Below are 24,505 nucleotides of genomic sequence, written 5' to 3'. Positions count from 1 at the left end.
ATATTTTATAAATAGACTTTGCCAAAGGTGCGAGCCGCACGGGCAAATAACTTGGCAAAGTTTATCATTAACCACTACTTAAACATTTCTTTAATCTCTTCCAACATCTTAATCTGTTTTTTTACCGATTCAGTTTGGTTTAAGCCGCGTTTGATAGTGATTCCCTCGTCCAATACGTTTTTGAGCATCTCTTTAGCAGCAGGGTTCTCCATATCTTTAGCGATTTCTTTGAGTGATTCAGCCAATAGCTCCACGTGTGAAGTATTGTCTAAGTGCATTGCCCACTCATAGCCTTTTTTGAAGTTGACAGCTGTGTCAGGATTGTCTTTTTCAAAGAAAGGATAGTATATAAAATAAGGAAGTATCGCAGGGAGATACTGCTCCATTTGGTTGTCTACAATTACTCCTGATAATCCCGCTAATTGGTCGGTATCAAAGTCTTTAACACTTCCTTTTTCAAGTATATTCTTAGCGCGTGCGGGATCTGTACGAGCTATCCCATTGATAGCAGCATTCTTGATAGCCCCCGAAGGAGTTCCAAGGTATTTTTCAAATAAAGGAACGTATTTGTTTTTGTATTTTGAGGTAGCTAATACCCATATCGCTGCCGATTTAGCTAAGTTCTCAGGGTCAGAAGATGCAATCTTTTCTACCATTGCCATTTCTTTGGCATTCAGTTCATAATTAGCGAGTTTTTGCAATGCTTGTATACGCACTTGGAAAAAGGGGTCTTTAAGAGCAGCGAGCAAAATATCTTTGCCGTCAGGAGCCATTGGCGCACTTACCGCTTGCATTCTGCTCTTGAGTGATTTAGCGCGTTGCATTTGGTACAAATACTCCGCCCACGTTTTTTGGTATTGCTCATCTATCAGCACCACACCTTCGGGGTTGATATCTATCAGCTCTGGGGCTTTCTTCATTGCGAAAGTAAAAGTATTTTCTTTACGAGCATCTACCCAAACACTATGACGCTCTGCCTTGCCATTTCTGTAAATATCTATATCCAACGGAAACTGAAACAAGAGGTCTTCGCTTTGTGTTTGAATGATTTTTAAGGTCAATTTACCATTGCTAAACGTCTTTTCTACATTCACAGTAGGATTACCATTGCCAAAGTACCATTGGTTGAAGAACCAGTTCAAGTCTTTACCGCTCACTTTTTCTAACGAAAGACGTAATTGGTGAGCTTCCCCCGTGCCGTATTCATTCGTTTTGAGGTAATCGGTAAGCCCTGCAAAGAAAGCCTCATCACCAAGATAATTGCGCAACATATGCAAGATAGCCCCGCCTTTGTTGTAAGATACCAAATCGAACATATCCTCACGTGAATCATAGCCAAAGCGCACCAAATCTTTTGCAAAATCATTGGCGCGGTGTTGGTATTGAAGGGTGTTATTGCTAAGGTGGTATTCTGCGGCATCTTTGCCGTATTTGTGTAGCAACCACAAGTATTCGCTGTAGTTGGCAAACGACTCGTTTACGGTGAGATTCGACCAGCTTTCGGTAGTTACCAAATCGCCAAACCAGTGGTGTGCCAATTCGTGTGCGATAATAGGCTCCCAATAGTTTTGGTCAGCCAAAGCTTCTGCGCTCTGATAAGCACTCTCGGCGTGGCTTACAGCCGTAGTGTTTTCCATTGCTCCACTCACAAAGTCGCGCACTACCATTTGGGCGTATTTAGCCCACGGATAGTCATAGCCAAAACGCTCAGAGAAGAACGTAATCATCTCGGAAGTATTTCCAAATATCTGTTTTGCAACAGGCTCGTATTCCTTTTCTACATAGTATTCAATAGGCACCTTACCGCGCCAAGGCGTATCTTTTACTACGGCAAACTCTCCTGCCCCCATAAAGAAAAGATAAGGTGCGTGAGGCTTGTCCATCACCCAATAGTCGGTGCGCATATTGCCTTTCTTATCACTGCTTTTTAGCACCCCGTTAGAGAGGGTAACAAAGCTATCGGGCACTGTCATTTCTATTTCTTGAGTAGTCTTTTGGTTGGGCTTGTCGATGGTAGGAAACCAGCACGAAGAGCCTTCCGTTTCACCCTGCGTCCATACTTGGCGCATAGGCTTGTCGGCTTCTCCGTTAGGGTTGATAAAGTAAAGCCCTTTGGCATCGGTAATCGCACGACTGCCCTTATCGGTTACCTTTTCAGGCTGTGCCGTATAGCGAATGTACACGGTATAGGTCTCCCCTTTTTGGTAAGTTTTGTTGAGTTTTATTCTCAACATATCATTCTTATAGCTATAAGAAAGAGGCTTTTGCTTGCCGTTCTGTTCCAAAGCCACCTTGTGGATAAGCATAGCCTTTGCATCGAGGATAAGGCTATCGGTAGCATAGAAATAAGGAGAAGCAGTAAGCCATTCTTCGCCGTTGAGTGTTTGGTTAGTGAAGTTAAAATCTACCTTCAATTTCGTGTGCTTTAAGGCAGTTTTCTTCTCAGGAGTAGCACGATAGAGGCTTCGCCCCGAAGTATCCGTCTGTGCAAAAGTGTAGCCCGAAAGCAACAGGGCAATAATAGTAAAAAGTGTTTTTTTCATTAGCTTATTTTATTGCCTTGAAAAATATATTTCCAAGGGATAATTTCAAATGCAAAGATATAGCTTTTTGCGATTATAGCGAAATAAAACACCAAAAAATCACAACCGTTGTACTTCTTCCAGTTCATTTACGTGTGCCTCTTTAGCTTTTCCAAATTGGTAAGTGAAGTTCAGTTTAAGCTGTCGGCTTTCGCTATTGCCGTAAGCATAAAGGTCTAAGTTAGGCAAATGGCTCTCGCTGTCCCAACGCTGGGTGTGGAAAATATCGGTAAAACTAAAGGTAGCCGTAAGACGATTGTTTAAGAAAAGGCGTTGCAAACCGAGGTCTATACCTCCTGATGATTTAGCTATCTCGTTGATGCCTGCTAATCTGCGCGAATTGTAAACTGCCGTGAGTTCGCCTTTCAGTTGCCAAGGCAAGCGAAAGTAATTTTGCATCGTTAGGCTGTACTGCCAACGATTGAGGTGTAACTCCGTGCCTTCCAACACAGTGCCTTTGTTCTCTATATAACTGAGGTTAGGGGTAATAGTCGTCTGACAGCCGTTGCCCCAGTTGAGTTCTTGATAAAGCGAAAAAAGTAAATGGTGCTGGCTACCTATGTTCTGAGGGATAGAAATAATCTTATTATGCTGAAAAGGTTCACTAATACTGCTAAAAAAATCAGTAGAATAGCTGTAAGCCATTGTAAAAGATGTCTTTTTATACGAAGCCGAAAGAGTGAGTTTTTGTATCTTCTCAGGGGCTAAAAACGGATTCCCTTTCCAATACGATAATTCGTCTAATAGGTATTCAAACGGATTGAGATTCTGGTATTCAGGTCGGTTGATACGCGTGCTATAACCTGCAAATAGTTGTAGGTCATCGTTGCATTGGTATTGCAAACTCAGGGTAGGAAAGAAATTGGTATAGTGCTTTTTGTGTTCTTGTTGGCTATTTGCACTGCCCACAACGGGCAATAGTACTCCCTTAGAAAAAGTGGTCTCGTTACGCACACCCACCTCAGCATTCAAGCGTTCGGTAATAGGGTAGTGATACTGGGCATATACGGCAAAAATACGTTCTTTGAAGTCGAAAGCATTGGAGCGGTTTACATCTATGATATTGTGGATAGGCAAGTGCTTGAAGAAATGAAAACTATTATCCGAAAATACTTGTGAATATTTAGCACCTGCTGTAAGACTGCCTCCCCATAACGGTAGCTCCGAACGAAAAGAAGTAGCAAAGATATGTATTTTGCGGTCGTTTTCGGAGAGGTACATCTCGTGAGAAAGTATAGTACCCTCAGGCGAACGGTAAGTGTTGGGTTGCCAATTGCCCGAGCCCCCATCAAAGAAAGCGTAATCTATGTCCAACTGATAGCGTTCGTTATCCGAAGGAGTAAACGTGTAGTAAGCATTGGCACTGTATCGATTGGCTTTTTGCATAAAGTAATCGTTATAGCCCGATAGCGTCTTTTCCAATACATTAGCAGCATTGAAAAAGCGGGTAGTCGTGCTGGTAGTTCCTTTGCCAAATAACGTGTTGGCAGAAAGTTGCACCCCTAAGGTATGTTGTTCATCGGGCAAATAGTCATAGCCAATATGCCCTGCAATCGTTTTGCGCTTTTCGGTATCATCGGTAGGACTTTCGTAGCGCAAGCCATTTTGTAGGCGCTCACTGCCGTAATCCATTGCGTAATGCCCCAACTGATGATTATAACCCAAACGCAAAATACCCTTCTTCACGCTGTGTTGCAATTGGAGTTCTGTGTTCTGTCGCAGATTCCACCAATACGACACCCCGTTATTTAAGGAGAAGAACGTGCCTTCCACCGTCTTTTTGTCTAATACTATATTCACCGCTCCTGCTCCTCCCTGTGCCTCATATTCGGCAGGCGGATTAAGTAATAATTCCGTTTTCTTGATTTGCGCCATTGGAATAGATTTCAGGTAGTTCGCCAAATCGTCGGGCTGCATATAAGTAGGCTTCCCATTGATGAGCACCAACACATTGCTTTTTCCGCCAATGCTCAGGTGATTTTGGTTGTCTACCACCACATTGGGCGTACTTTTCAGTGCATCAAGTGCCGTACCCGAAGAGTGTGTTAGGCTGTTTTTAGGTGAAAACACTATCTTGCCTTGCTCCATATACACAGCAGCTTTCTTCTGAGTAGCTGTAAGTACTACTTCTTCCAAATCTACCGCAGTGCTAAGTGCAATAGCAAGCATATCAATATTCTTGTCTAACAGAAAAGGCTCTCCCGTATACGACAAATAATCACCCGTACTTTCAATATAAATGCGCAACTTACGAGGAGAAGAAGTAAAGCTAAAGAGTCCGTTAGCTCCCGTAAGAGGTTCGCTTACAATAAGGTTCGTATCAGCATCTAATACTTTAATAGCTACTTTGGGAATTCCCTCAAGCGAAGCGTTATGGACGAAGCCTTTTACAGTGTATTGTGCTTGAGCAGAAAGGGTAAGCTCACAAAAAAGAGCAAGAAAGAAAATAAAACTTTTCATTAAAATATTGTTTATGGTGAATAATGGTGCAAATGTAAAATAAAAAACACACTCCGCAAAAAGAATTAACTTATTTTATTGTTTTACTTTAACAAGGAGGTTTATATATCTTACCTTCGCCTTATCTTTATTTTTCGCTCGCTACATTCCCCTTTTTCCGTCGCTACATTCCCCTATTACCTATGGCCCTAAGACTCCACACCACCCCATTTTCTCATTTTCAAATTTGCTAATTCTCTAATTTCTCTTCCCTTTTTTCCGTCCCTACATTCCCCCTTTGGAGGTAGCCAGCGACAGCTGGGTATGTGTAAAAGGGGGAGGTTTCTATTACACTTTCCCATTTACTAATTTTCTAATTTGCTAATTCCCTAATTATCCTTCTCCTTTTCCGTCATACTCCCTCCTAGTGCCTATGGCCTAAGGCCTATCACCTCTTCCTCTTTCTTTCGTCTCGAAACCCCGTTTTTACCGTTTTTAGCCTTGTTGTATTATATTATGAACCAACTATTTACATACCCTTTCTATACCAATCGTCCAAGATTCGTATAAGCCTTCCTATAAGCTCTCTATAAGCTAACCCCACCCTCCTTACACCCTTTTTTCACCAAAAACCCTCTTAACCTTCTTCCGAATCTCTCCGATATCTTCCGAAAGTTCAGAACCTCTTTAAGATTCTCCAAAAACTCCGACGAATCTCTCTCCCCATTTCACAAGGCGCAACCTTGATTTTGTTTAAAATTTGTTTAATTTCTGAGGCACAGCCTCATTCCTCTAACTCAAACTCGCGCCTCATTTCCTCATTTGCTAATTTTCTAATTCTCTAATTTTCTAATTCTCTAATTTTCTCATTTTCTAATTCTCTAATTTTCTAATTTCTAACATTATTTGGTATTAAAGAATTATTTACTATCTTTGCCCCAATCTATACAAAAGAAAAAATGATGAAAAGAACGATACAATATTTGCTCACAGGTGGAGGAGTAGTTTTGCTCTCTGGTTTTTTGGTCAATGCAATGTCAGTAAAAAAAGAAGAAAACAACATCTACGAACAAGCAGAAGCCGAAGTAGCCCAGAACCCTCTTTCAGCTCAAGAAACTCATCATAAAAGTGATTTCTCTAATGATTACAGAGTATTTGCCATCGATTTACCCGAAAAATTAGACTTTGCTGGCGAAAGAGTACCTTTGGAAGACCCCGATGTACACGAGCGCTTAGACCGAGAGCTTATCGTAAATACCTATTGGCAATCCAATACTTTGTTGGTACTCAAGCGTGCTAATAAGTACTTCCCTATCATCGAACCTATCCTCAAACGCAATAATATCCCCGATGATTTCAAATATTTAGCCATCATAGAAAGCGGACTCACAAATGCGGTATCACCCTCTGGTGCAAGTGGCTTTTGGCAACTTATGAAACCCGCCGCTCAAGAATACGGCTTAGAAGTAACCGACCAAGTAGACGAACGTTATCACATAGAAAAAGCCACCCAAGCTGCCTGCGATTATTTAAACAAAGCCAAGCGCAGTACAGGTTCGTGGACGATGGCTGCCGCTGCTTATAATGCCGGTATCTCAGGAATGAATAAGCAAACTTCTTTTCAAGAAACTAATAATTATTATGATTTATGGCTAAGCTCCGAAACTTCACGCTATGTATTTCGTATTTTAGCCCTAAAAGAGATAATGAAGCACCCTAAGAAGTACGGCTTCATCTTCGAGAAGAAACATTTGTATAACGAACTGCCCACTTACAATGTAATGGTAGATTCTACCATTGAAAATCTCACCCAATTCGCCAAGAGCCAGAACATTACTTATAAAGACCTAAAACTATACAATCCTTGGCTACGCGATAAAAGGCTAGATAATATAGATGGTAAAGCGTATTATATCAGGATTCCCAAGAAATAGTTTTAAGAATAAATATCAGAAAGTAGAAATTTTCAAGTGTTCGACATTCTTGGGTGCAAACTGTTGCAATACTTCTACCTTGCCATTAGCAAGCCAAAGGTGTTGTGCCTCTGCAGTAGCATCATCATTCAGTAAATGATGTTGAGAAAGTATATTGCGCGTTTGTTTAGCTACCGCATACCCCGAATCTATTACCTTTATGTGTGGAGGAATGAGCTCTTGTATTTGTGGTAACAAATAAGGGTAATGAGTGCAACCTAACACCAAATAATCAATTCCTTCGGCAACCATAGGTAAGAGGTATTTGCGTAATAATAGCGTCATTTCAGGACTTTTTATACGTCCCGCTTCTATAAGGTCTACTAGCCCCTCCCCTACTTGCTCTATAATTTCCACTTGCTCTTCCTGTTTAAGGTGCTCACTGGTTTTAGCAAAAAGGTCGCTGGCAAGTGTACTGCGGGTTGCTAATACCCCTATTTTCTTAGTAACACTCTGCAAACTCGCAGGTTTTATAGCAGGTTCTATTCCTATAAAAGGTACTTCTTTATATTTATTCCTCAAATACGATATAGCATTGGTAGTACCTGTATTGCACGCAACTACTATAATTTTTGCATTATTTTCTAACAGAAAACGCGTATTCGCATCGCATAATGCAATGATTTCCTCCTTAGTCTTCTCACCATAAGGAGCATTTTTATTATCTGCTATAAACAGGGTGTTCTCATTAGGCATTAGTGCGTTTACTTCTTTCCAGATAGTAGTCCCCCCTACTCCAGAGTCAAACAAACCAATAGGTGCTGTACGTGATGTTGAGTAAGTCATTTTAAAATAAGGTTCTTTTCAGTTGCAAAAATAAAAAAAAGTGTTCACTTAGCGAACACTTTTCATAAGAAAAAATATCTAATAATTTAAAAATCTACGAACTAAAATCCTAAGTCCTTTTTAACTGTACTGTAAAGGTCATCTCCTGTAGCTACAATCACGCTTGAGCCTGCACTTGAATCCAATACGTACTGAAGTCCTCTTTGCTTAGCAATTTTCTCAATAGAGCTTTTTACCTTTTTAAGCAATGGCTCTACCAATTCTTGTTGCTTTTTCTGTAAATTCTCAGCAGCAGTTTGTTGTGTTTTACGGATATTTTCTTCCATAGTTTTAATTTCCTCTGATTTTTTGAGGAATTCTGCTTCACGAGCTTTAAGTTGTGCTTCTGTAAGAGCAGCAGCTTCATTCTGATACTTTTGAGCCTTAGCTTGCAATTCTTTAATAGCTGCTTGAATATCGTTCATATATCCTTGCTCCATTTTCTTTAATTGTGACTCTATTGATTTTCTTTCAGGCATTTCTTCTAAAAGTTTTTGCACATCAATATGAGCGATTTTCACTTGTGCAGTAAGCATTGTAGTAGCTCCTAAGAATAGAGCCAATGCAATCATCAACGTTCTAATGTTTCTCATCATCTGTTTGTAATATTAGTTATTTAAAAATTTTTACTGATTTGTTGTAGGCGTTTGTGTTCTCGCCTCTTGTTGTTTTTTAAGGCGCTCGGCTTGTTCTTTTTCACGTTGCACCCTTTGTTCTTCAAGTTTCTTTTGGCGTTCAGCTATTTCCTTCTCACGCTGTTCTTTCTGTTCTTGTAACTTCTGTTGGCGTTCGGCTTGTTCTTTGTCCCGTTGTGCTTTTATAGAATCGCGCTGTTGTTGGAATTTCTGTACACGTTCAGCTTGTTCTTTTTCGCGTTGCGCTTTAAGGGCGTCTCGTTCTTGTTGAAACTTCTGCTGACGCTCGGCTTGCTCTTTCTCGCGTTTTGCTTTGAGCTGTTCGCGCTGTTGCTTCATTTCTTCAGTTTTGCGCAAACGTTCTTGTTCGTATTGTACTCGGCGTTGCTCACGTGCTTTTTCAGCTTCTTTACGTTTCTTAACGCGTTCTTCTACAAACTCAAAATCATAGCTTTCTTTTAAGAGCTGAGCCATATCTTTGTTCCTATCTTCGACATTGTCTTTCTTCTTCAAGGCACGAAGCACTACTTTACTCAAGTTATGTTGTTCATTAGAGAATAACATAGTGGCGTCACTCTTCTCAAAGATAAAGTCGTATTTACGCATCTTGCCTATCTCTTGCACTATATTGAACACTTGGTCTTGGATAGGCTTAGCAAGCATAAACTTTTGGGTGATATACTCTCCTTCCTTAGCATCAAACTTCTGCTGTTTATAGGCATTTAGGTTGTATTCCAACAGAGCTATTTCTTCTTCTTTATCTTTGATAAGCTCGGGAGTAAGTAAAGCTTTCTCAGCTTCTAACTTATCTTTTTCAGCCTTTATCTTTTCTTGGCGTTTGGCTATTTCAGCCTCCCATTGCTCTACTTGTAAGGCAAACTGCTGGCTTGCTACTTTATAATCTTCGAGGTGTGATAATATGTAATCCATATCCACATAGCCAATACGAGATGGCTTTTGTGCATAAGTAAAACAGGCACTACACAATAGTACTATAAATAACGCTTGTAGTTTGTTCATAACATTTATCAAATGTATATACTACTTTTTAGCCTTCTCTTTTCATAAAAGAAAATATCGTGCCAAAAATTAGAATTGTTGTCCAAAAATAAAGTGTGTTTGCCAGCCACTGCGGTTATTGCTATTGGCAGGGTTATCGAAACCATACCCAAAGTCAATACCCAGCATACCGAACTGTGGCATAAAGAGTCGCAATCCTAAACCTGCTGAACGCTTAATCTGGAAAGGATTAAAGTTCTCTAATCCATTGTGTACATTACCTCCTTCGGCAAATACTAAGCCATAGATAGAAGCCATTGGTTTAAGAGTAATAGGATAACGCAATTCCAGAGAGAACTTGTTAAACACAGTCTCGCCATCATCGGCGGAAAGGGCATAGTTTTCATACCCGCGCATTTGTATGTTTTCACGTCCGTCCATCGAGTAATAGCCTAAGCCATCGCCTCCCATAAAGAAACGTTCAAAAGGTACTATACCGCGTTTGCTGTTATAAGCTCCCAAATAACCAAAATCAGCACCAAACTTTAATACAAATTTACTGTAAATATTGGTATACCAAGCTGAGGTAAACTTGAGCTTATAAAACTCTAACCAGTGGAAACGCTCTTGGTCTATTTGTGCTATTCTTTCAGAATCTTTATTGGTAGATGCTGTTTCACGTTCTTCAAGTAGTTTGCCATAATCTACCTTATTGAACAATGAGTAAGGAGGGGTAAGCTTCGCACTAATGGTAAAGCTACTTCCTGACATTGGATAGATAGGGTTAGGCCCACTTGAATTACGCGATAGCGAAATAGTATAAGCTAATGAATTAGAGTTACCGTTTTTAAAAGTAAAGAGTCCTAAATTAGGATAATTCTTCAAATCATAATGCTGATAGCTTAAAGTATGAGCGATTTGGAAATAATCATCGGGGACTCTCAAACGTTTGGCTAAACCTACGCTTATTCCTGTGATATACACACGTTTACTCTTATCTACATCATAGCTCCTGTAACTATACCCGAACTGTTCGGTTCTACTGAATGACACTGAGAACTGCACAGGCTGTTTACCTCCCATCCAAGGCTCGGTGAATGAAAACCCATAAGTGCGGTAGTATCTACTTATTTGAAAACTGAGTGATAGTGCTTGACCGTCGCCCATAGGCACTGGGCGATAGGCTTTGGGGTTGAACAAGTTGCGAATAGAAAAGTTATTGAATGAAAGGGCAAGTGTACCTATGAATGAGCCTCCACCGTACCCTCCTTGCAACTGCACTTGGCTTGAACCTGTTTCGGTGAGTTTATATTCTATATCTACGGTTCCTGCATTAGGGTCGGCATTTTTAAACTCTGGATTGATGTTTTGAGCATCGAATAGTTGCAACTGCCCTAACTCACGAACGGTACGCACTACGGCATCTTTGCTATATAGATAACCAGGACGTGTACGCAACTCGCGATAAATTACATAGTCGTTAGTCTTTTCGTTACCTGTTACTGATATTTTATTAAAATAAGCAGGCTTCCCTTCTACCACGCGTATTTCGAAATTGATAGTATCATTTACTACTGAGGTTTCTACAGGGTGTATTTGCGAGAAGAGATAACCACTATTTTGATATAAGTTGGTTATATCTTCGGCATCGGGTTTGGTATTGTCTTGAATGCGTTTTTTGAGCAATACTCCGTTATATACATCGCCTTTTTTGATACCCAATACTTGATTGAGCACACGGTCGTTATAGACTGAGTTTCCTAAGAAGCGGATATCACCGAAATAATAACGCTTCCCTTCTTCTACTGCTATATTAAGACTTACGTTACCGTCCTTATTTTTAATAAGCGTATCGTTTACCACACGAGCATCGCGATAGCCTTTTTCTTTATAGAAATCTACGAGGTTTGTTAAATCTTCGTCGTAGTCTTTCTTAACATATTTGGAGCGTTTCCAGAAACGACCGAAACGCACTTGTTTTGTCTTTTTGAGCTTCTTGCGCAACTTGGCTGAGGTGAATTGCTGATTGCCTTCAAAAGTAATTTTATCGATTTTTACCTTATTACCTCTATCGATATGAATGAGCATATCTACACCATTGGCATCGGTAGTATCTATTTTGGTATCAATGGTTACTTTGGTGTTGAGATAACCATCTTTTCGATATTTATTAGTGATATAGTTTTTAGTATTAGCAATAAGGCTTTCGTTTACCTTTACTCCTTTTTTAATTTCGGCATCTTTAAGGAGGGTTTCTGCTTTTTTCTGTCCGATACCTGTTACTTTTACATCGACTAATGAAGGTGTTTCTTTGATAGCTAACTCTAAGAATACGGTATCACCTTCTACGCGCTTGATATAAATATTAATATCGCTAAACAACTTATAGCCCCATAGCTTATGAATGATGGAGCTGAATTTTTCACTGGGGATTTCGATTACATCACCTACTTTCAAACCCGAAGTAGTGAGGATAGTTTGTTCGTTATAACGTTTTGCGCCAGTAACTTCAATGCCACCAATTGTATATTTTCTTCCTTTTCCTAATGATATTCTATCTTCTTCTTGTGCACTTACAAGGCTTACAAAAGCCAAGAAAGCAAGCAATAAAAATTTTTTCAGCATAGTTTTACGTAAGTTGTTCGCTTGTTTTTCCAAATCGTCTTTCTCTATTTTGATAGTTTGATAGGGCTTCTTCTAAGTGTTTTTTTGTGAAGTCAGGCCATAATACTTCAGTAAAATAGAGTTCGGCATAGGCTATTTGCCATAATAAAAAATTGCTGATGCGCTCCTCACCGCTGGTGCGGATAAGTAAGTCTACATCGGGTAAGTCGTAGGTGTATAGGTGTTTTTGTAGTGTTGTTTCGGTAATTGTATTAGCAATAAGTGTGCCTTCTTTTACTTTTGCTGCAATTTCTTTTATAGCAGTTAGGATTTCTTCACGTGCTCCATAGTTGAGGGCTAAGGTAAGGGTAAGCCCTGTATTGTTTTTGAGTTTATCGATAGAAGCAAGTAGGGCTTCGCGTGGTTTAGGAGGGAAACGGTCTAAATTGCCAATGGTTTTGAGTCTTACATTATTTTTGTGCAAATTATCAACTTCCTTTTTCAGGAACTTTACCAATAACTCCATTAGGGCTTTTACTTCTAAGGCGGGTCGTTTCCAATTTTCGGTAGAAAAGGCAAAAAGGGTGAGGTATGGAATACGGTGTTCCACACAATATTCCACTACTTGTCGCACAGTTTGCACTCCCTTTTCGTGACCATAGGCTCTGAGCAAACCTTGTTTTTTTGCCCAACGCCCATTACCGTCCATTATAATAGCCAGATGCTTTGGATAGTTCGTAATCTCCATTGGTTTTAAGTGAAATTATCTACAATAGCAAGGCCATTCGCCGAAGGTGTAGGTAAGGGTAAGACCTGAGAAGGCGTACCAGTCGTAACTTCTTCCTATGTTACCGAATGTAAAGGATTTTCTTTCGGGTGCACTACCATCGACGTTATTAGTAAGGGCAAAACGGAAAGCTACTTCACCTCCTAAAACAAGCCTTCGAGTGATTTTAGCTTTAAAACCGAAAGCTACGGGCACAGCCACATCGAAGTCGCGACGTGTAGTATCGCTAGCTTCAACGGGTTTGGGATAGGAGGGGTCGAAGTACAAATCGTCGTGCCAAAGCCCAGCTATACCTACGAACACATAGGGGGTCATAGGCATATCGAGCAAATTGCCGATTCTGTAGCTAAAGAAATTGAACTCGGTGCCTACCGCCAAATCGGTAATATCACTTGAATAAGCGAACCCTCGGTTGCGTTTACCAGGGATATCGGATTGGACGTCGTTAGCTCTAAGTTCGGACTTAGTAACCTGCACACGAACTGCCATACGTTCGTGGAAATTCCATTTATATATCCCACCAAAAGCGATTTTGTTAGGATATAAATAATAGGTTCTACCAACATCTGAAATGGGGTTGCTTCCACCTAAGAAAACACCGATTTCGTGTTGCTGTGCCGATGCCATATGCATCGCCAATAGTATCAATGTAATGTGTATAAATCTGTACATACGCTATTCTATGCAAGGCGCAAATATACGTGTTTTATATGAAATAACATTTATTATTTCCTATTTTTTTATTTTGGATTTTTTAATTAGCTGTTAAAATTCTTTATATATCATTGATTATTAACACAATATAAGTATATTTATTTTTATAAAGAATTATAAGTTATCGGGGGTGATTTGTGAAAAGTGGGTAGATGAAAGGTGCTTGTGAGTAGGTAGCAAGAAGTACCTTGTGGTTGCTCTGTGAGACATCTGACGGATTTTTAATAAACCTTAAACGGAACTACAGTGGACTTATAGTGGCTCTACAGTGGCTCTACAGTGGCTCTACAGTGAAGACTAACCGAAGATTAATGGAATACTAACTGAATACTGATTGGACTTATAGTGCTACTATCAGCTGATATCACTGGTTCTACTGGTTAGACTTGTCGGACATAAAAATAAGTAACAATTAGGGTGGAGAAATTGAAAGAAAATTAGCAGATTAGCAAATTTAGGAATTAGCATATGGGAGGTGTGGTTAATGAGAGTTCTCTGAGAATCTCGGAGAGACTCAGAAGTGCGAGTTACAAGAAACACGCCAGCGGAGGGAGGAGCTTCACTAAGGTTTGTTGCAAAAGTAAATGAGAGGTTTAATTTTTTGTTTATTAGTATATTTTTTGTACTTTTGCTTTCAGAAATTGAAAATATGGGGGCTCGAAACCTCAGTAAAAATGAAGGGTAGCTTATAGGAAACTTATAAAAACCTTATACGATTGTTATACAAAAGATGCTCTTTAATGAGCAATTACTTATAACTAAAAAGTAAAAATGACGAAGCAACGATATACCGAAAAACACCTTATTCTATGGAAAGACGACACTTGGGTAACCTGTCCCGAGTGTCAAAAAATTGCCGTAGTAACAGATAAAGGTGGCAGTAAAGTGCGTTGCGAGCATTGTGGATTTGAGAAAACAAGTGAAAATTTGGAGTTGTTTGTAGCTACAGTAAAACTACACTGCCCCAATTGTGGCACCCCAATTGAACAACGACAAGGCGGACTCAAAGAAAAGAAAGACCTTTGCCAAGTGAAATGTCCTAAGTGTGGCGAAGAGTACCTCGTGAAACCTCAGTACAAGTTGTACCACAAACCTAACCCTATAGCACCTAACGGACTAAAATGTGATAACACTTTTGGGTTGCCGTACTTTTTTCAAGAAAACGTGCGTGGTAACTTGTTTTGGGCGAGAAATATGAGTCATTTGCAAATAATGGAAGACTATATTGCCTCTGACCTACGCGAACGTGAGGGAATGACAATGGTAGCGAAGCTCCCTACTTTTGTAAAAAGCAAGAAGAACCGTGAGTTAATACTAAAAATTTTGCGCAAATGGAAAGAAAAATTAGCGCAATCTGATTTTATATTACCTCCTCTGGTGGCTACAGAGCAAGTTTGCTTGTTTTTTGCCGACGATAAAGTAACTATTACCAATTATTTGAAAGATATTCCTTACAAAGTAACGGGTTCGGTGAATTATACGCAAGTATATTCCAATAAATGCGGCTATCAATGGGTGTGTTTCTCTAAATACAACCGTTTAAGAAGAACATTTACCAAAGAATGGTTGGTACAAATCCCCTTTGAGGTAAAAACTATCTACCTATACCAATACTACATCTTTTTGAATGAAGCCCAAGATATACTGAGCTACTTTTTACAACATTTTTTGCAAGAAAATACGTCTAACAGCTTGTTCATCAGTATCGGAGATAGGTTATATTCTGCTGAGAGTTTTTATAAAGAATCAGTTGTAGAAACATTACCCTATTAAGGAGTTAACAAATTGGCAGGTTTGTAGATTGGTATTATTTTTGTAGTTTTGCACCCTAATTAAAAGAAAGAAAAAATTGCTATGGCAAACATTGAAAAGATAAAATGCCTAATTATAGGCTCAGGTCCTGCGGGCTATACTGCCGCTATTTACGCTTCGCGCGCGAACCTAAGCCCTGTGCTTTACCAAGGAGAACAACCTGGTGGACAGCTCACTACTACTAACGAAGTAGAGAATTTTCCGGGATATCCTGAGGGAGTAATGGGTAGCGAAATGATGATGCAGTTAGAGCAACAAGCTAAACGCTTTGGGGCTGATATTCGCAACGGCTGGGTGACTAAGGTAGATTTTTCGGCTCACCCACACAAAGTATGGGTAGATGACCAAGAGCTCCACGCTGATGCTGTGATTATCGCTACGGGTGCTTCGGCTAAATACTTAGGTTTACCCTCAGAACAGCACTATTTGCAAACAGGAGGAGGCGTATCGGCTTGTGCTGTGTGCGACGGTTTTTTCTACCGCAATCAACACGTGGCTATTGTAGGGGCAGGCGACTCGGCTTGTGAGGAAGCGCTTTACTTAGCGAACCTTTGCTCGAAAGTAACAATGCTCGTGCGTCGCGATGAGTTCCGCGCTTCACAAATTATGAAGGAACGCGTACTCAATTCGCCAAAAATAGAAGTGCTATTTAATACTGAAACTGAAGAGATATTAGGTGACGGACAAGTAGTTACCGGCATTAAAGTGCGCAACAACAAAACAGGGGAGATAAGCGAAATAGCTATCACAGGTTTCTTTGTAGCTATCGGTCACAAACCTAATACCGATGTGTTTAAACCTTATATCGACACTGATGAGGTGGGCTATATTAAGAATGTAGCGGGCACTTCGCTCACCAATGTAGCAGGGGTGTTTATAGCTGGTGATGCTGCCGACACGCGCTACCGCCAAGCTATTACGGCAGCAGGCTCGGGCTGTATGGCAGCGTTGGACGCAGAGAAATACCTTCTTACTCTTGAATAGCTAAGAGGTAAGAGATATGAGATAAGAAAGCGCGATGTTTATTATTCTAAACATCGCGCTTTGCTATTTAACCTGCCAGCTATCGCTGGATTTGTTTCTTACTTTTTACCTTTATTTTAAACTAAGCTTATGATTGATAATTCTATCCATATAGTCTTGCATAAAGGCTTTTAAATCTTTAATACCTTTTTGTATTTCGGCATTGTCTTCTTTGCCCAAGAGATTGTTTTTGAGAGCACCGTCTTCTTTCTTGTACACTCCGTTTACCTTGCCTGTTTCGTCGATGATATAGATGTAATTACCTTGCATCATTTGGTACATAAGCGCATCGGAGATAAAAGCGCGAGGCGTTTCATCAGGAAGATTGGCAAACACACTGCGCCCCCAAGAGCGGAAAGGCTTATGGTAACCCATTAGGTCTACTAACGAAGGATAAATATCTATTTGCTGGGCAATATCTGAATTTACCCCCTTTGGCACTAAATTAGGGTTAGGGCTGTAAAACATAATTGCCGCTCCTTTGCCTGTAATAGGCTCTTTGTAAAGGTCGTAATAGATTTGGTTAGGGTGGTCATTGACAAAAGCAAAGATAGTATTGTTATACCAAGGTTGTTTTTTAGCACACTCAAAGAATTGTTTGAGAGCGTAATCGGTATAGCCAATACATTGGTGAATTTCTAAGTTGCCTTTAGGGAATTTGCCCTCATATTGCTTAGGAATTTGAAAAGGGTGGTGGGAGGAGAGTGTGAAAATAGTACCTAAGAAAGGTTGTTTCTTTTGAGAATAAGTCCTGCACATATATTGGAAAAAAGGTTCGTCCCAAATTCCCCAGTGTCCATCGTCATCAGCATCGTTATTGTACTCATTTTTACCATAGTAATGATCGAAACCTAAGATATTAGAAAAACCTAAGAATCCCATAGAACCATTGGGTGCTGAATGGAAGAAAGAGGTATCGTAGCCCATTTCTTTGGCAATAGACACCAAAGACTGTGTGGGTTGCTTCACATAAGGTGATGAGGTGTAAGCGACTTGAAAAGAGGGAATTCCTGCCAACATTGACGACATTCCGTGTATTGACTGACGTCCTGTGCAATAAGCATTGTCGAGCACAAGTGAATGTTGTGCTAACGAGTCTAAGAAGGGAGTATACGACTTAAAGTTAGGAATATGGGTTTTAGTATTCATACAGCCCCAATACTCTTTGCCGAAACTTTCTAAAATAAAGAGGACGACATTGGGCTTGGTAGCTACTTCGCGGTTGTACTGCTTAATAGGTTTTAAACTCTCATTGATGTAGGCTTCATCTACAAAGTGATATTCTTTAAATCCTTTGTTCTTACCCATACTGCGAATAAGGCAAAAAGGCGTGTTTAGTATCGCATCAGCCTGAGGAGCTGTATTTACGTGTCGGCTAGCATCAAGCATATTGATAGGGCGCGTATCCGAAGTAAAACCACCGCCTCGTATAGCCATCATTATCAGAGTACCGAAGCCTAAGAAAAATACAGTAGACCAACCAAAATAAGATTTCTTTTGAGTAATAGGCACTTCGACGTTTTTCACGCGTTTATAAAGAAAAACCCAAAGAGCTATCAGTAAAAAGAAGCCTACGAACATATACCAATAGCCTCCTAAAAAGCTACTGAATATTTTCATTTTGTTGTTTTCGTGTTCTATAACTGCAAACGATGCCGAAGTAAGGCGAGACTTGCTAAAAGGGTAGTATGCCATATCAATAAAATTGGTGGCATAAGCAATCGTATTAGGTACAAAGTACGACCAAAAAACTACTTTCTGAAATTTCCTATGGGTATTTACCCACAAAGGTAGTAAACTGAGCAGTATGAACAGCAAATTAGTGTACATTATAGCACAGTTATCAAACGCCAATCCATAATAGAAAAGGTCGGATGTGTTATAATCACCCATCAGTCCGCGATTCATATAGATAAACAAACCACGTGCAATAGCATAAAATAAGTATACCAAGAAGATACGGTATAAGAAAACTACATATTCTCTGATTCTCATTGTATTTAATTTTAAGTGAATTGTAATAGCAGAATTATAAAGGCTAATACGCACGAAGCGATAAGTACACCACGTGCGCGTTCGTTTTCATAACGATTGATAAAAAAGAAGAAGATAGCAAGGTCTAATAGGGCTCCTAAGAGTATGAGTTTACCTAAATATCTCTTGTAATAGGCATCTTGCAAGGTAGTAGCAATACTAAATTTAGAGAAGATAAGCACATAGGCTATCACCCCTATCACATTTACAACAATACCTGCTATAAAACCAATGATTTGGTCTTTGCGCTTTTGATTTATATTTAAAAATCCCATTGCTTTAACTCTTGAATATTTTGGTGAGCCGTAAGGTCAAATTGAATAGGCACTACTGAAATATAGCCGTTTTCGAGAGCCCATTGGTCAGTATCAGTACCTTGGTCTTCATTCACAAAAGTACCTGTCATCCAGTAGTACACTCTCCCTTGCGGGTTCACGCGTTTATCAAAACTTTCTATCCAGCGCGAACGTGCTTGACGGCATACTTTTACGCCTTTTATTTCTTCCTTCTTGATATTAGGTATATTCACATTCAGCACTGTTCCTTTGGGCAAACCATTAGCGAGTACTTTTTCAGCAATATTTTTGATATAAGAGCGCGCTTGCGAAAAGTCGGCATTCCAACTGGAGTCTAATAATGAAAAACCAATAGCAGGAATGCCCTCAGTACCCGCCTCGATAGCAGCACTCATCGTTCCTGAATATATCACGTTGATAGAAGCATTGGAACCGTGATTGATACCACTCACACAGAGATCGGGCAGACGACCGTTCAGCACTTCGTGTTTGGCTATTTTCACACAGTCGGCAGGTGTACCACTACAAGCGTATTCGCGAGTAGCTCCATTATGTGAGGGCACAGGGTCGCAGTACATAGTAGTATCGAGGGTAACGGCGTGCCCTTTACCGCTCTGTGGCGAATCAGGGGCTACTACCACTACTTCGCCTAATTCTTTCATTATGTCTATCAGATAACGGATACCAGGAGCGGTAATACCGTCGTCGTTTGTTACTAATATTAAAGGTTTTTGCATACTAAAAAGTAAAGACGCGTTTTGTAGTCGCGTCTTTACGATGTGCAAAAGTACACAAATTTTAAATAAAAGCAATATTACATATGAAAAATATATATTTTTACATCAGTTGGATTTCATCTACAAACAATAAGGCTGGTGTGCCTTTACCCTCGTGCCATTCAGGGATTACGGTACCTTTGAGCACTACTTTCACATAGCGAGTTTTAGTTTTAGCAAAGTTCAAACTGATAGGCACGCGCTTGATAGGGTCGGTCTTCTGGGCTATCTTCAAAGGTTGCTGAGTGATGAGCTGAAAGTTTTTTCCATCAGCAGAGCTGTAAATAGCGACTTCTGAGGCTGGGAATATCCAGTTAGGCGTATCGGACAGAGAACCTGTTTTGAGATTGCTAATTTCTTCTTCTTTACCTAAATCAATCACTGCTTCCACTCCCACTCGACCAGGAAAGCCCACCCAATGCCCATCGATATAAGAATCTTCACCTATTTGGGCATCTACTAAGGCTGTAGCCCCTCCAAAAGTGTATTTAGGATTAGTTTCAGTAAGTAATTGTATAGGCTTGTAAGTAGCCTTATTAAATAACGACTGGTAGCTAAACACTCCACTTATGGTATCTTTATGCACAGCTACTGCTTTTAACAGCACCTCGTTGCTGAGTTTGATAGGCTGGGTATAAAGCGTTTTGGTAGCATCAGGAGTAGTGCCATCGGTGGTGTAGTACACCTTGCCATTGCCTACGGTGAGGAGTTCTACCTGAATGCCATCTTTCTTAGGAGCGGGCTGAATCACAGGGGTAACACCCAAGATGTGTTTGGCATAATGATATCCCTCTTTTTGGTAGTAATTGAGTAAGTTGCCTAAACGCTTCAAAAAGTCAGCATAGTTCTTTTTCTCTGGGGCTGTCCATTGTACCTCAGCTAAGGCAGCCAAGCGAGGCAAGAGCATATACTCAGCGTGTGCAGGACTCGCGATGTACTCTGTCCACAAATTAGCTTGTGCTCCTAAGATGTATTTACCTTGTTCGGGAGTGAGTTTAGGGTCGATAGGTTCGTAGTCGTACACCTTTTTCACGGGAAGGTATTCGCCTATGGACAGTGGTTCTTTACTGGGGTCTTCGCCTTGGTTATAGTCGAAATACAAACTGTAATGCGGAGTCATAATAGCGCGGTTGTGGCGTTGTGCTGCGGCTATACCTCCTTCGGTACCTCGCCACGACATTACAATCGCGTCTTGTGAAATGTTATCTCCCTCCAAAATCTCGTCCCAGCCTATTACCTCTCTACCTTTCTTCTTGAGAAACTGCTCTACGCGCGATACCACATAGCCTTGTAGTTTCTGTTCGGCAGTGTGTTCAGCGTCGCCTTTTAAGCCCAACGCTTTAATTTTAGCCTGACATTTAGGGCACTCTTTCCAACGTGTTTTAGGACACTCATCACCTCCTATATGAATATATTTAGAGGGGAAAAGTTCGGTAATTTCGTCGAATACACCTTCTAAGAACTCATAAGAAGCCTCATTGCCGGCGCAAAGTACATCGTCGAAAACCCCCCATTTGGTACCTACTGCATAGTCCTTGCCTGTACAACCCAACTCAGGGTAAGCCGTAAGCACAGCTAAGGTATGTCCAGGGATATCTACCTCGGGAATAATCGTAATATAGCGGTCTTGGGCGTATTTTACAATCTCTTTAATCTGTTCTTGGGTGTAGAACCCGCCATAAGGTTTGCCATCAAATTGGTGGGGTTTATCTTTGAGCAAATGCCCAATAAGGGTTTCTTTGCGTGTTGAACCTACCTCAGTAAGACGAGGGTATTTTTTGATTTCTATACGCCACCCTTGGTCATCGGTGAGGTGCCAATGAAACTTATTAAGGTTATGAAGTGCGAGTATATCAATGTACTGCTTGATAAAATCTACTGTAAAGAAATGCCTGCTCACATCAAAATGCATTCCCCGATAGGCAAAGCGAGGCGCATCGTCTATCACAGCCGTAGGGAACGCTAAGGATTTAGGTTCTGTTACGTCAATCGACTTGCGCAAGGTTTGTATGCCGTAGAACACACCTGCGGGACTTGCTCCATCAATAGTAATTTGCTCACTTGCTACGGTAAGTTGATAAGCCTCTTGGTTAGGTTTTTTAAGGTCGGTTTTAAGACGAATAACCTTTCCACTATTTACATTGGGCTCAGTGGTAAGGGTTAGCCCTGTGATTTCTTTAAGATAAGAGGCAAGGAATTGGGCATTCCTTTGTAGTAAGGCATCACCTTGTGGATAGGTAATCACGGTTTGAGCATCGAGCTCAAAAGGTTTCTGATGGGTATAACTAATGGATTGTGGTAGCGGAATTACCTCGTAATGAATTACAGGCTCAGTGCTTTTACAAGCCATAAGACATAGTGTTACTAAACTAAATATAAGTTTTTTCATTGGTGGTGGTTTGATTTTTAATATTTAATAGTTGGGATATATTGTGCTCGATAGAAAGTAAAAGGCAACATAAAAGAACGTTTTATGGTGGGTGTTTCGTTGCGGTCGGTAATGATTATTTGTTTTTTGGTACTCAACGTGATTAGTAGTAAGTCCTCACCTATAAATTGTGCATTACTACGGTTTGATGAGGATAAATCTTTGGGAAGTGCTACTGCCATAGGAACTGTTACTGTTTTGCTTTGTTCATTCACTTTATACAAAATAGCTCTCGAGCCCGTATCGGAATCTGAACGCGCATTGTCAATCACTAACACTTCGTTAGGTGCTTTCGGGTTAGCACAGTGCATCCCGTGAGTAAAGTATTTTTTCTCAGGTTTTATGGTGCCATTTTCGCCTATGCGATATAGTAACTTCCCTGTTTTACCGTTAATTTTCCAAAGTTCTCCATAACGATTAAACGTCATATAGTAATTACCTTCGCTATCGTAGTTAAAGGAATTGGCGTGTAGCCAATCTTCTTTTACCCCTTGTGTTTTTATATTAGGGTCGGTAGTGGGGTCTACATAATCAAAACAACTCCATTGCTGGGTGATTTCTCCTTTTCTATTCATAATCACAAAACCATCACCCTTTACAATATCAGTGGTTGTACCACCTTGTGCAGTGAGGTCGAAAGTTTTATCAATATAGGTTACTAATCCTATACTGCCATCGGGCATAGGGCGACACTCGTGATGCACTTCCCGTCCGTTAAGTGCGGGAACAGTAGCAAAGTCTTTTTGAAATACTACCTCACCAAAGAGGTCTATAATTTTAATACTTTTAGCATTGAAAGTATAAGGACTTCCAACGGGGTAAGTAGGATTGGTAAGAATGTAAAACTGCTGACGCTGTGCATCGTAATTTACGACCAAAGGCTCTTCGGGCACTTGCTCATACCATACTACTACTCCTTTAGTATCTGTTAGATAGATGGCTTTTGTACCATTCCTACGGGCATTTGCAAAAAAATAACCGCCTATATCTTCTTTTAGGTCGTCTATCAGTAATGTTGCATTAGGAAGGAAAGCCTCCACATTTTTTGTTTTAAAGGTTTTCACTTCGGTTTCCAATCCATTGCCGTAAAATAGTTTGCAAGCATATTCAGTATCGGGTTTGAGGAACAATAGCGTTTTACGTTCTATCCCTTTGCCCTGGTAGGTATTGGTTTGCTGTACTTGTGCCGGATGGTTCACTTCCCAATAAGCTATATGGAAAGACGTTTCCCCGCTGAAAGTAGCAGTTACTTCCGCGCGAAGGTTATTCGTCTTACTCAAAGACACCTCAAAAGCGGTAAGGTTACCCTGATACGGAGGGGTAAAAGAGTCATCTTTTTTACACGAGACTAATAATCCTCCTATGGTTAAAAACAAAATAATAATCGATTTTCTCATATTTTAAATCTTTCTCGTTCCTCTATGTTAATTATTTCAATAAGAAAAAAGCGTTAGTCTTTATCGGGATTTACAGGCTCAATAGCATTACTAAAAGGCTCATATGTCACATAATCCCACAAGGCATAATGGTCTCTGGTAGGAATACGGTCGCCTATAAAATCTATATTCTCTACACTGCAAAAGATACGAAAAGAATACTGTTGCCCATAGTTGAGCTCCGTATGAAGGTGTTGCACCCCATCGATGAGCCACGTAGCAATATAATGGTTATTCTGCGGATTGATAGCTAATTTAATCTGAAAAGTATGCCATTGGTCGCTGTCTATAAGCACCTCAGCATTTTGCTTCCAAGGATTATTCTGGCTGGTCATAAACACCACTACCTGCCCCTCTTTTGCGCCCAACTTCTTCCTGCGTTTAGCATCACCTGAGCCTACTTCAAAATCTATTTCGTGCCCCTCACTGTTATACAAGAAAGAGCCTATACTTGCCCAAGCTCCAGTTTCCATCGGCGGAATGTAAGCGCGCCAAGTGTAAATACCTGCCCCGTAACGGTGTACTGTTTTTTGTTTTTTGCGTTGTTCAGTATGAGCTTTCGTCCATATTTTCAGTGCCCAACCATCTTTGGCGTAAGAATCACTTACCACTTTAGCATAAGTTTCTTTGTCCTTCCCTTGTGGGTAATCCTCGTCCTGATTACCTAATAACCAACCGTCAAGCGTTTTAAAATCCCATCGCATCACTTTGGTTTTATCAATGGTCACCTCAGGAATATCACTCGATTGTTTGCTACAGCTCACAAAAGCTGTCCAACACACTGCCATTAAAAATAGATTTACTCGTTTCATATGCTTTTATTTTTTCGTTTTTGCTTTATTTAAATTTCTCTTTTGCTTTATTGTTTCTTCGCTATTCCTTCTCCGTTTCTTCGTCTTTTCTTCGTTGTTTCTTCGTCTTTTCTTCGTTGTTTCTTCGTCTTTCCTTCGTTCATTATTCGTTATTGCATCGCTACACTCCACCTTTTCCGTCATACTCCCTCCTATTGCCTATGACCTAAGGCCTATTGCCTATTTCTCTTTCTTTCGCCTCGAAACCCCGTTTTTGCCGTTTTTTGATTTGTTGTATTACAGTATTAATCAATTACTTACATACCCTTTCTATACCAATCGTCCAAGATT

At 40.3% G+C, this 24,505-nt stretch carries 17 protein-coding genes; 3 read left to right on the top strand and 14 right to left on the bottom strand.

Annotated elements, in window-relative coordinates:
* Window positions 1–74: 74 nt before the first annotated feature.
* Entirely contained in the window at window positions 75–2,543 is a 2,469-nt protein-coding gene (locus HMPREF9072_RS08200) for a M1 family metallopeptidase (RefSeq protein WP_009411267.1), read from the bottom strand.
* Window positions 2,544–2,642: 99 nt separating this feature from the next.
* On the bottom strand, window positions 2,643–5,042 hold the full coding sequence (locus HMPREF9072_RS08195; protein WP_009411265.1) for a TonB-dependent receptor: 2,400 nt from the start codon (window positions 5,040–5,042) through the stop codon (window positions 2,643–2,645).
* A gap of 938 nt (window positions 5,043–5,980) precedes the next feature.
* On the opposite strand from HMPREF9072_RS08195, the gene HMPREF9072_RS08190 reads away from it, so the two are divergent.
* Window positions 5,981–6,955 (top strand): lytic transglycosylase domain-containing protein, encoded by a 975-nt coding sequence (locus tag HMPREF9072_RS08190; protein WP_009411264.1) that lies wholly within the window; start codon window positions 5,981–5,983, stop codon window positions 6,953–6,955.
* A gap of 15 nt (window positions 6,956–6,970) precedes the next feature.
* On the opposite strand, the gene murI is transcribed toward HMPREF9072_RS08190, so the two are convergent.
* From murI to HMPREF9072_RS08160, 6 genes are all read right to left on the bottom strand, one after another.
* Complete coding sequence (gene murI / locus HMPREF9072_RS08185) at window positions 6,971–7,780, bottom strand: glutamate racemase (protein ID WP_009411263.1); 810 nt, start codon at window positions 7,778–7,780, stop codon at window positions 6,971–6,973.
* A gap of 101 nt (window positions 7,781–7,881) precedes the next feature.
* Window positions 7,882–8,415, bottom strand: coding sequence for an OmpH family outer membrane protein (locus HMPREF9072_RS08180; protein WP_016479699.1), 534 nt, complete (start codon window positions 8,413–8,415; stop codon window positions 7,882–7,884).
* A gap of 30 nt (window positions 8,416–8,445) precedes the next feature.
* Window positions 8,446–9,474 (bottom strand): OmpH family outer membrane protein, encoded by a 1,029-nt coding sequence (locus tag HMPREF9072_RS08175; RefSeq protein WP_009411262.1) that lies wholly within the window; start codon window positions 9,472–9,474, stop codon window positions 8,446–8,448.
* 69 nt (window positions 9,475–9,543) lie between these two features.
* Window positions 9,544–12,078, bottom strand: coding sequence for an outer membrane protein assembly factor BamA (bamA, locus tag HMPREF9072_RS08170; protein WP_009411261.1), 2,535 nt, complete (start codon window positions 12,076–12,078; stop codon window positions 9,544–9,546).
* Window positions 12,079–12,082: 4 nt separating this feature from the next.
* A complete protein-coding gene (locus HMPREF9072_RS08165) occupies window positions 12,083–12,805 on the bottom strand; it encodes an isoprenyl transferase (protein ID WP_009411260.1) in 723 nt (240 codons plus the stop codon).
* Window positions 12,806–12,820: 15 nt separating this feature from the next.
* On the bottom strand, window positions 12,821–13,516 hold the full coding sequence (locus HMPREF9072_RS08160; protein ID WP_034566304.1) for a DUF6089 family protein: 696 nt from the start codon (window positions 13,514–13,516) through the stop codon (window positions 12,821–12,823).
* An 813-nt stretch (window positions 13,517–14,329) separates the two neighbouring features.
* Here HMPREF9072_RS08160 and HMPREF9072_RS08155 point away from each other — a divergent pair.
* Window positions 14,330–15,331: a hypothetical protein gene (locus HMPREF9072_RS08155; RefSeq protein WP_009411257.1), complete on the top strand. Its 1,002-nt coding sequence runs from the start codon at window positions 14,330–14,332 to the stop codon at window positions 15,329–15,331.
* An 81-nt stretch (window positions 15,332–15,412) separates the two neighbouring features.
* Window positions 15,413–16,354 (top strand): thioredoxin-disulfide reductase, encoded by a 942-nt coding sequence (trxB, locus tag HMPREF9072_RS08150; protein ID WP_009411256.1) that lies wholly within the window; start codon window positions 15,413–15,415, stop codon window positions 16,352–16,354.
* A gap of 111 nt (window positions 16,355–16,465) precedes the next feature.
* Here the strand turns inward: trxB and HMPREF9072_RS08145 are convergent, their stop codons facing one another.
* The 6 genes from HMPREF9072_RS08145 to HMPREF9072_RS08120 all read right to left on the bottom strand — a co-directional run bounded on the left by HMPREF9072_RS08145 (window position 16,466) and on the right by HMPREF9072_RS08120 (window position 24,175).
* Window positions 16,466–18,388 carry an LTA synthase family protein gene (locus HMPREF9072_RS08145; RefSeq protein ID WP_034566303.1) on the bottom strand — a complete coding sequence of 641 codons (1,923 nt, stop codon included), beginning with the start codon at window positions 18,386–18,388 and terminating at the stop codon, window positions 16,466–16,468.
* Window positions 18,389–18,399: 11 nt separating this feature from the next.
* Window positions 18,400–18,702: a hypothetical protein gene (locus HMPREF9072_RS08140; RefSeq protein WP_009411254.1), complete on the bottom strand. Its 303-nt coding sequence runs from the start codon at window positions 18,700–18,702 to the stop codon at window positions 18,400–18,402.
* Complete coding sequence (gene surE / locus HMPREF9072_RS08135; RefSeq protein WP_009411253.1) at window positions 18,690–19,460, bottom strand: 5'/3'-nucleotidase SurE; 771 nt, start codon at window positions 19,458–19,460, stop codon at window positions 18,690–18,692. The genes HMPREF9072_RS08140 and surE overlap by 13 nt, the downstream gene beginning before the upstream one ends.
* A 100-nt stretch (window positions 19,461–19,560) precedes the next feature.
* Window positions 19,561–21,888: a family 20 glycosylhydrolase gene (locus HMPREF9072_RS08130; protein WP_009411252.1), complete on the bottom strand. Its 2,328-nt coding sequence runs from the start codon at window positions 21,886–21,888 to the stop codon at window positions 19,561–19,563.
* A 17-nt stretch (window positions 21,889–21,905) separates the two neighbouring features.
* Entirely contained in the window at window positions 21,906–23,324 is a 1,419-nt protein-coding gene (locus HMPREF9072_RS08125) for an aryl-sulfate sulfotransferase (RefSeq protein ID WP_009411251.1), read from the bottom strand.
* Window positions 23,325–23,377: 53 nt separating this feature from the next.
* On the bottom strand, window positions 23,378–24,175 hold the full coding sequence (locus HMPREF9072_RS08120; RefSeq protein ID WP_009411250.1) for a hypothetical protein: 798 nt from the start codon (window positions 24,173–24,175) through the stop codon (window positions 23,378–23,380).
* Between the last annotated feature and the right edge of the window lie 330 nt (window positions 24,176–24,505).

Source organism: Capnocytophaga sp. oral taxon 324 str. F0483, from assembly GCF_000318315.2.
GTDB lineage: Bacteria > Bacteroidota > Bacteroidia > Flavobacteriales > Flavobacteriaceae > Capnocytophaga > Capnocytophaga ochracea.
Note: the sequence above shows the minus strand (reverse complement) of the source record. Positions and strands in the feature narration are given on the sequence as shown.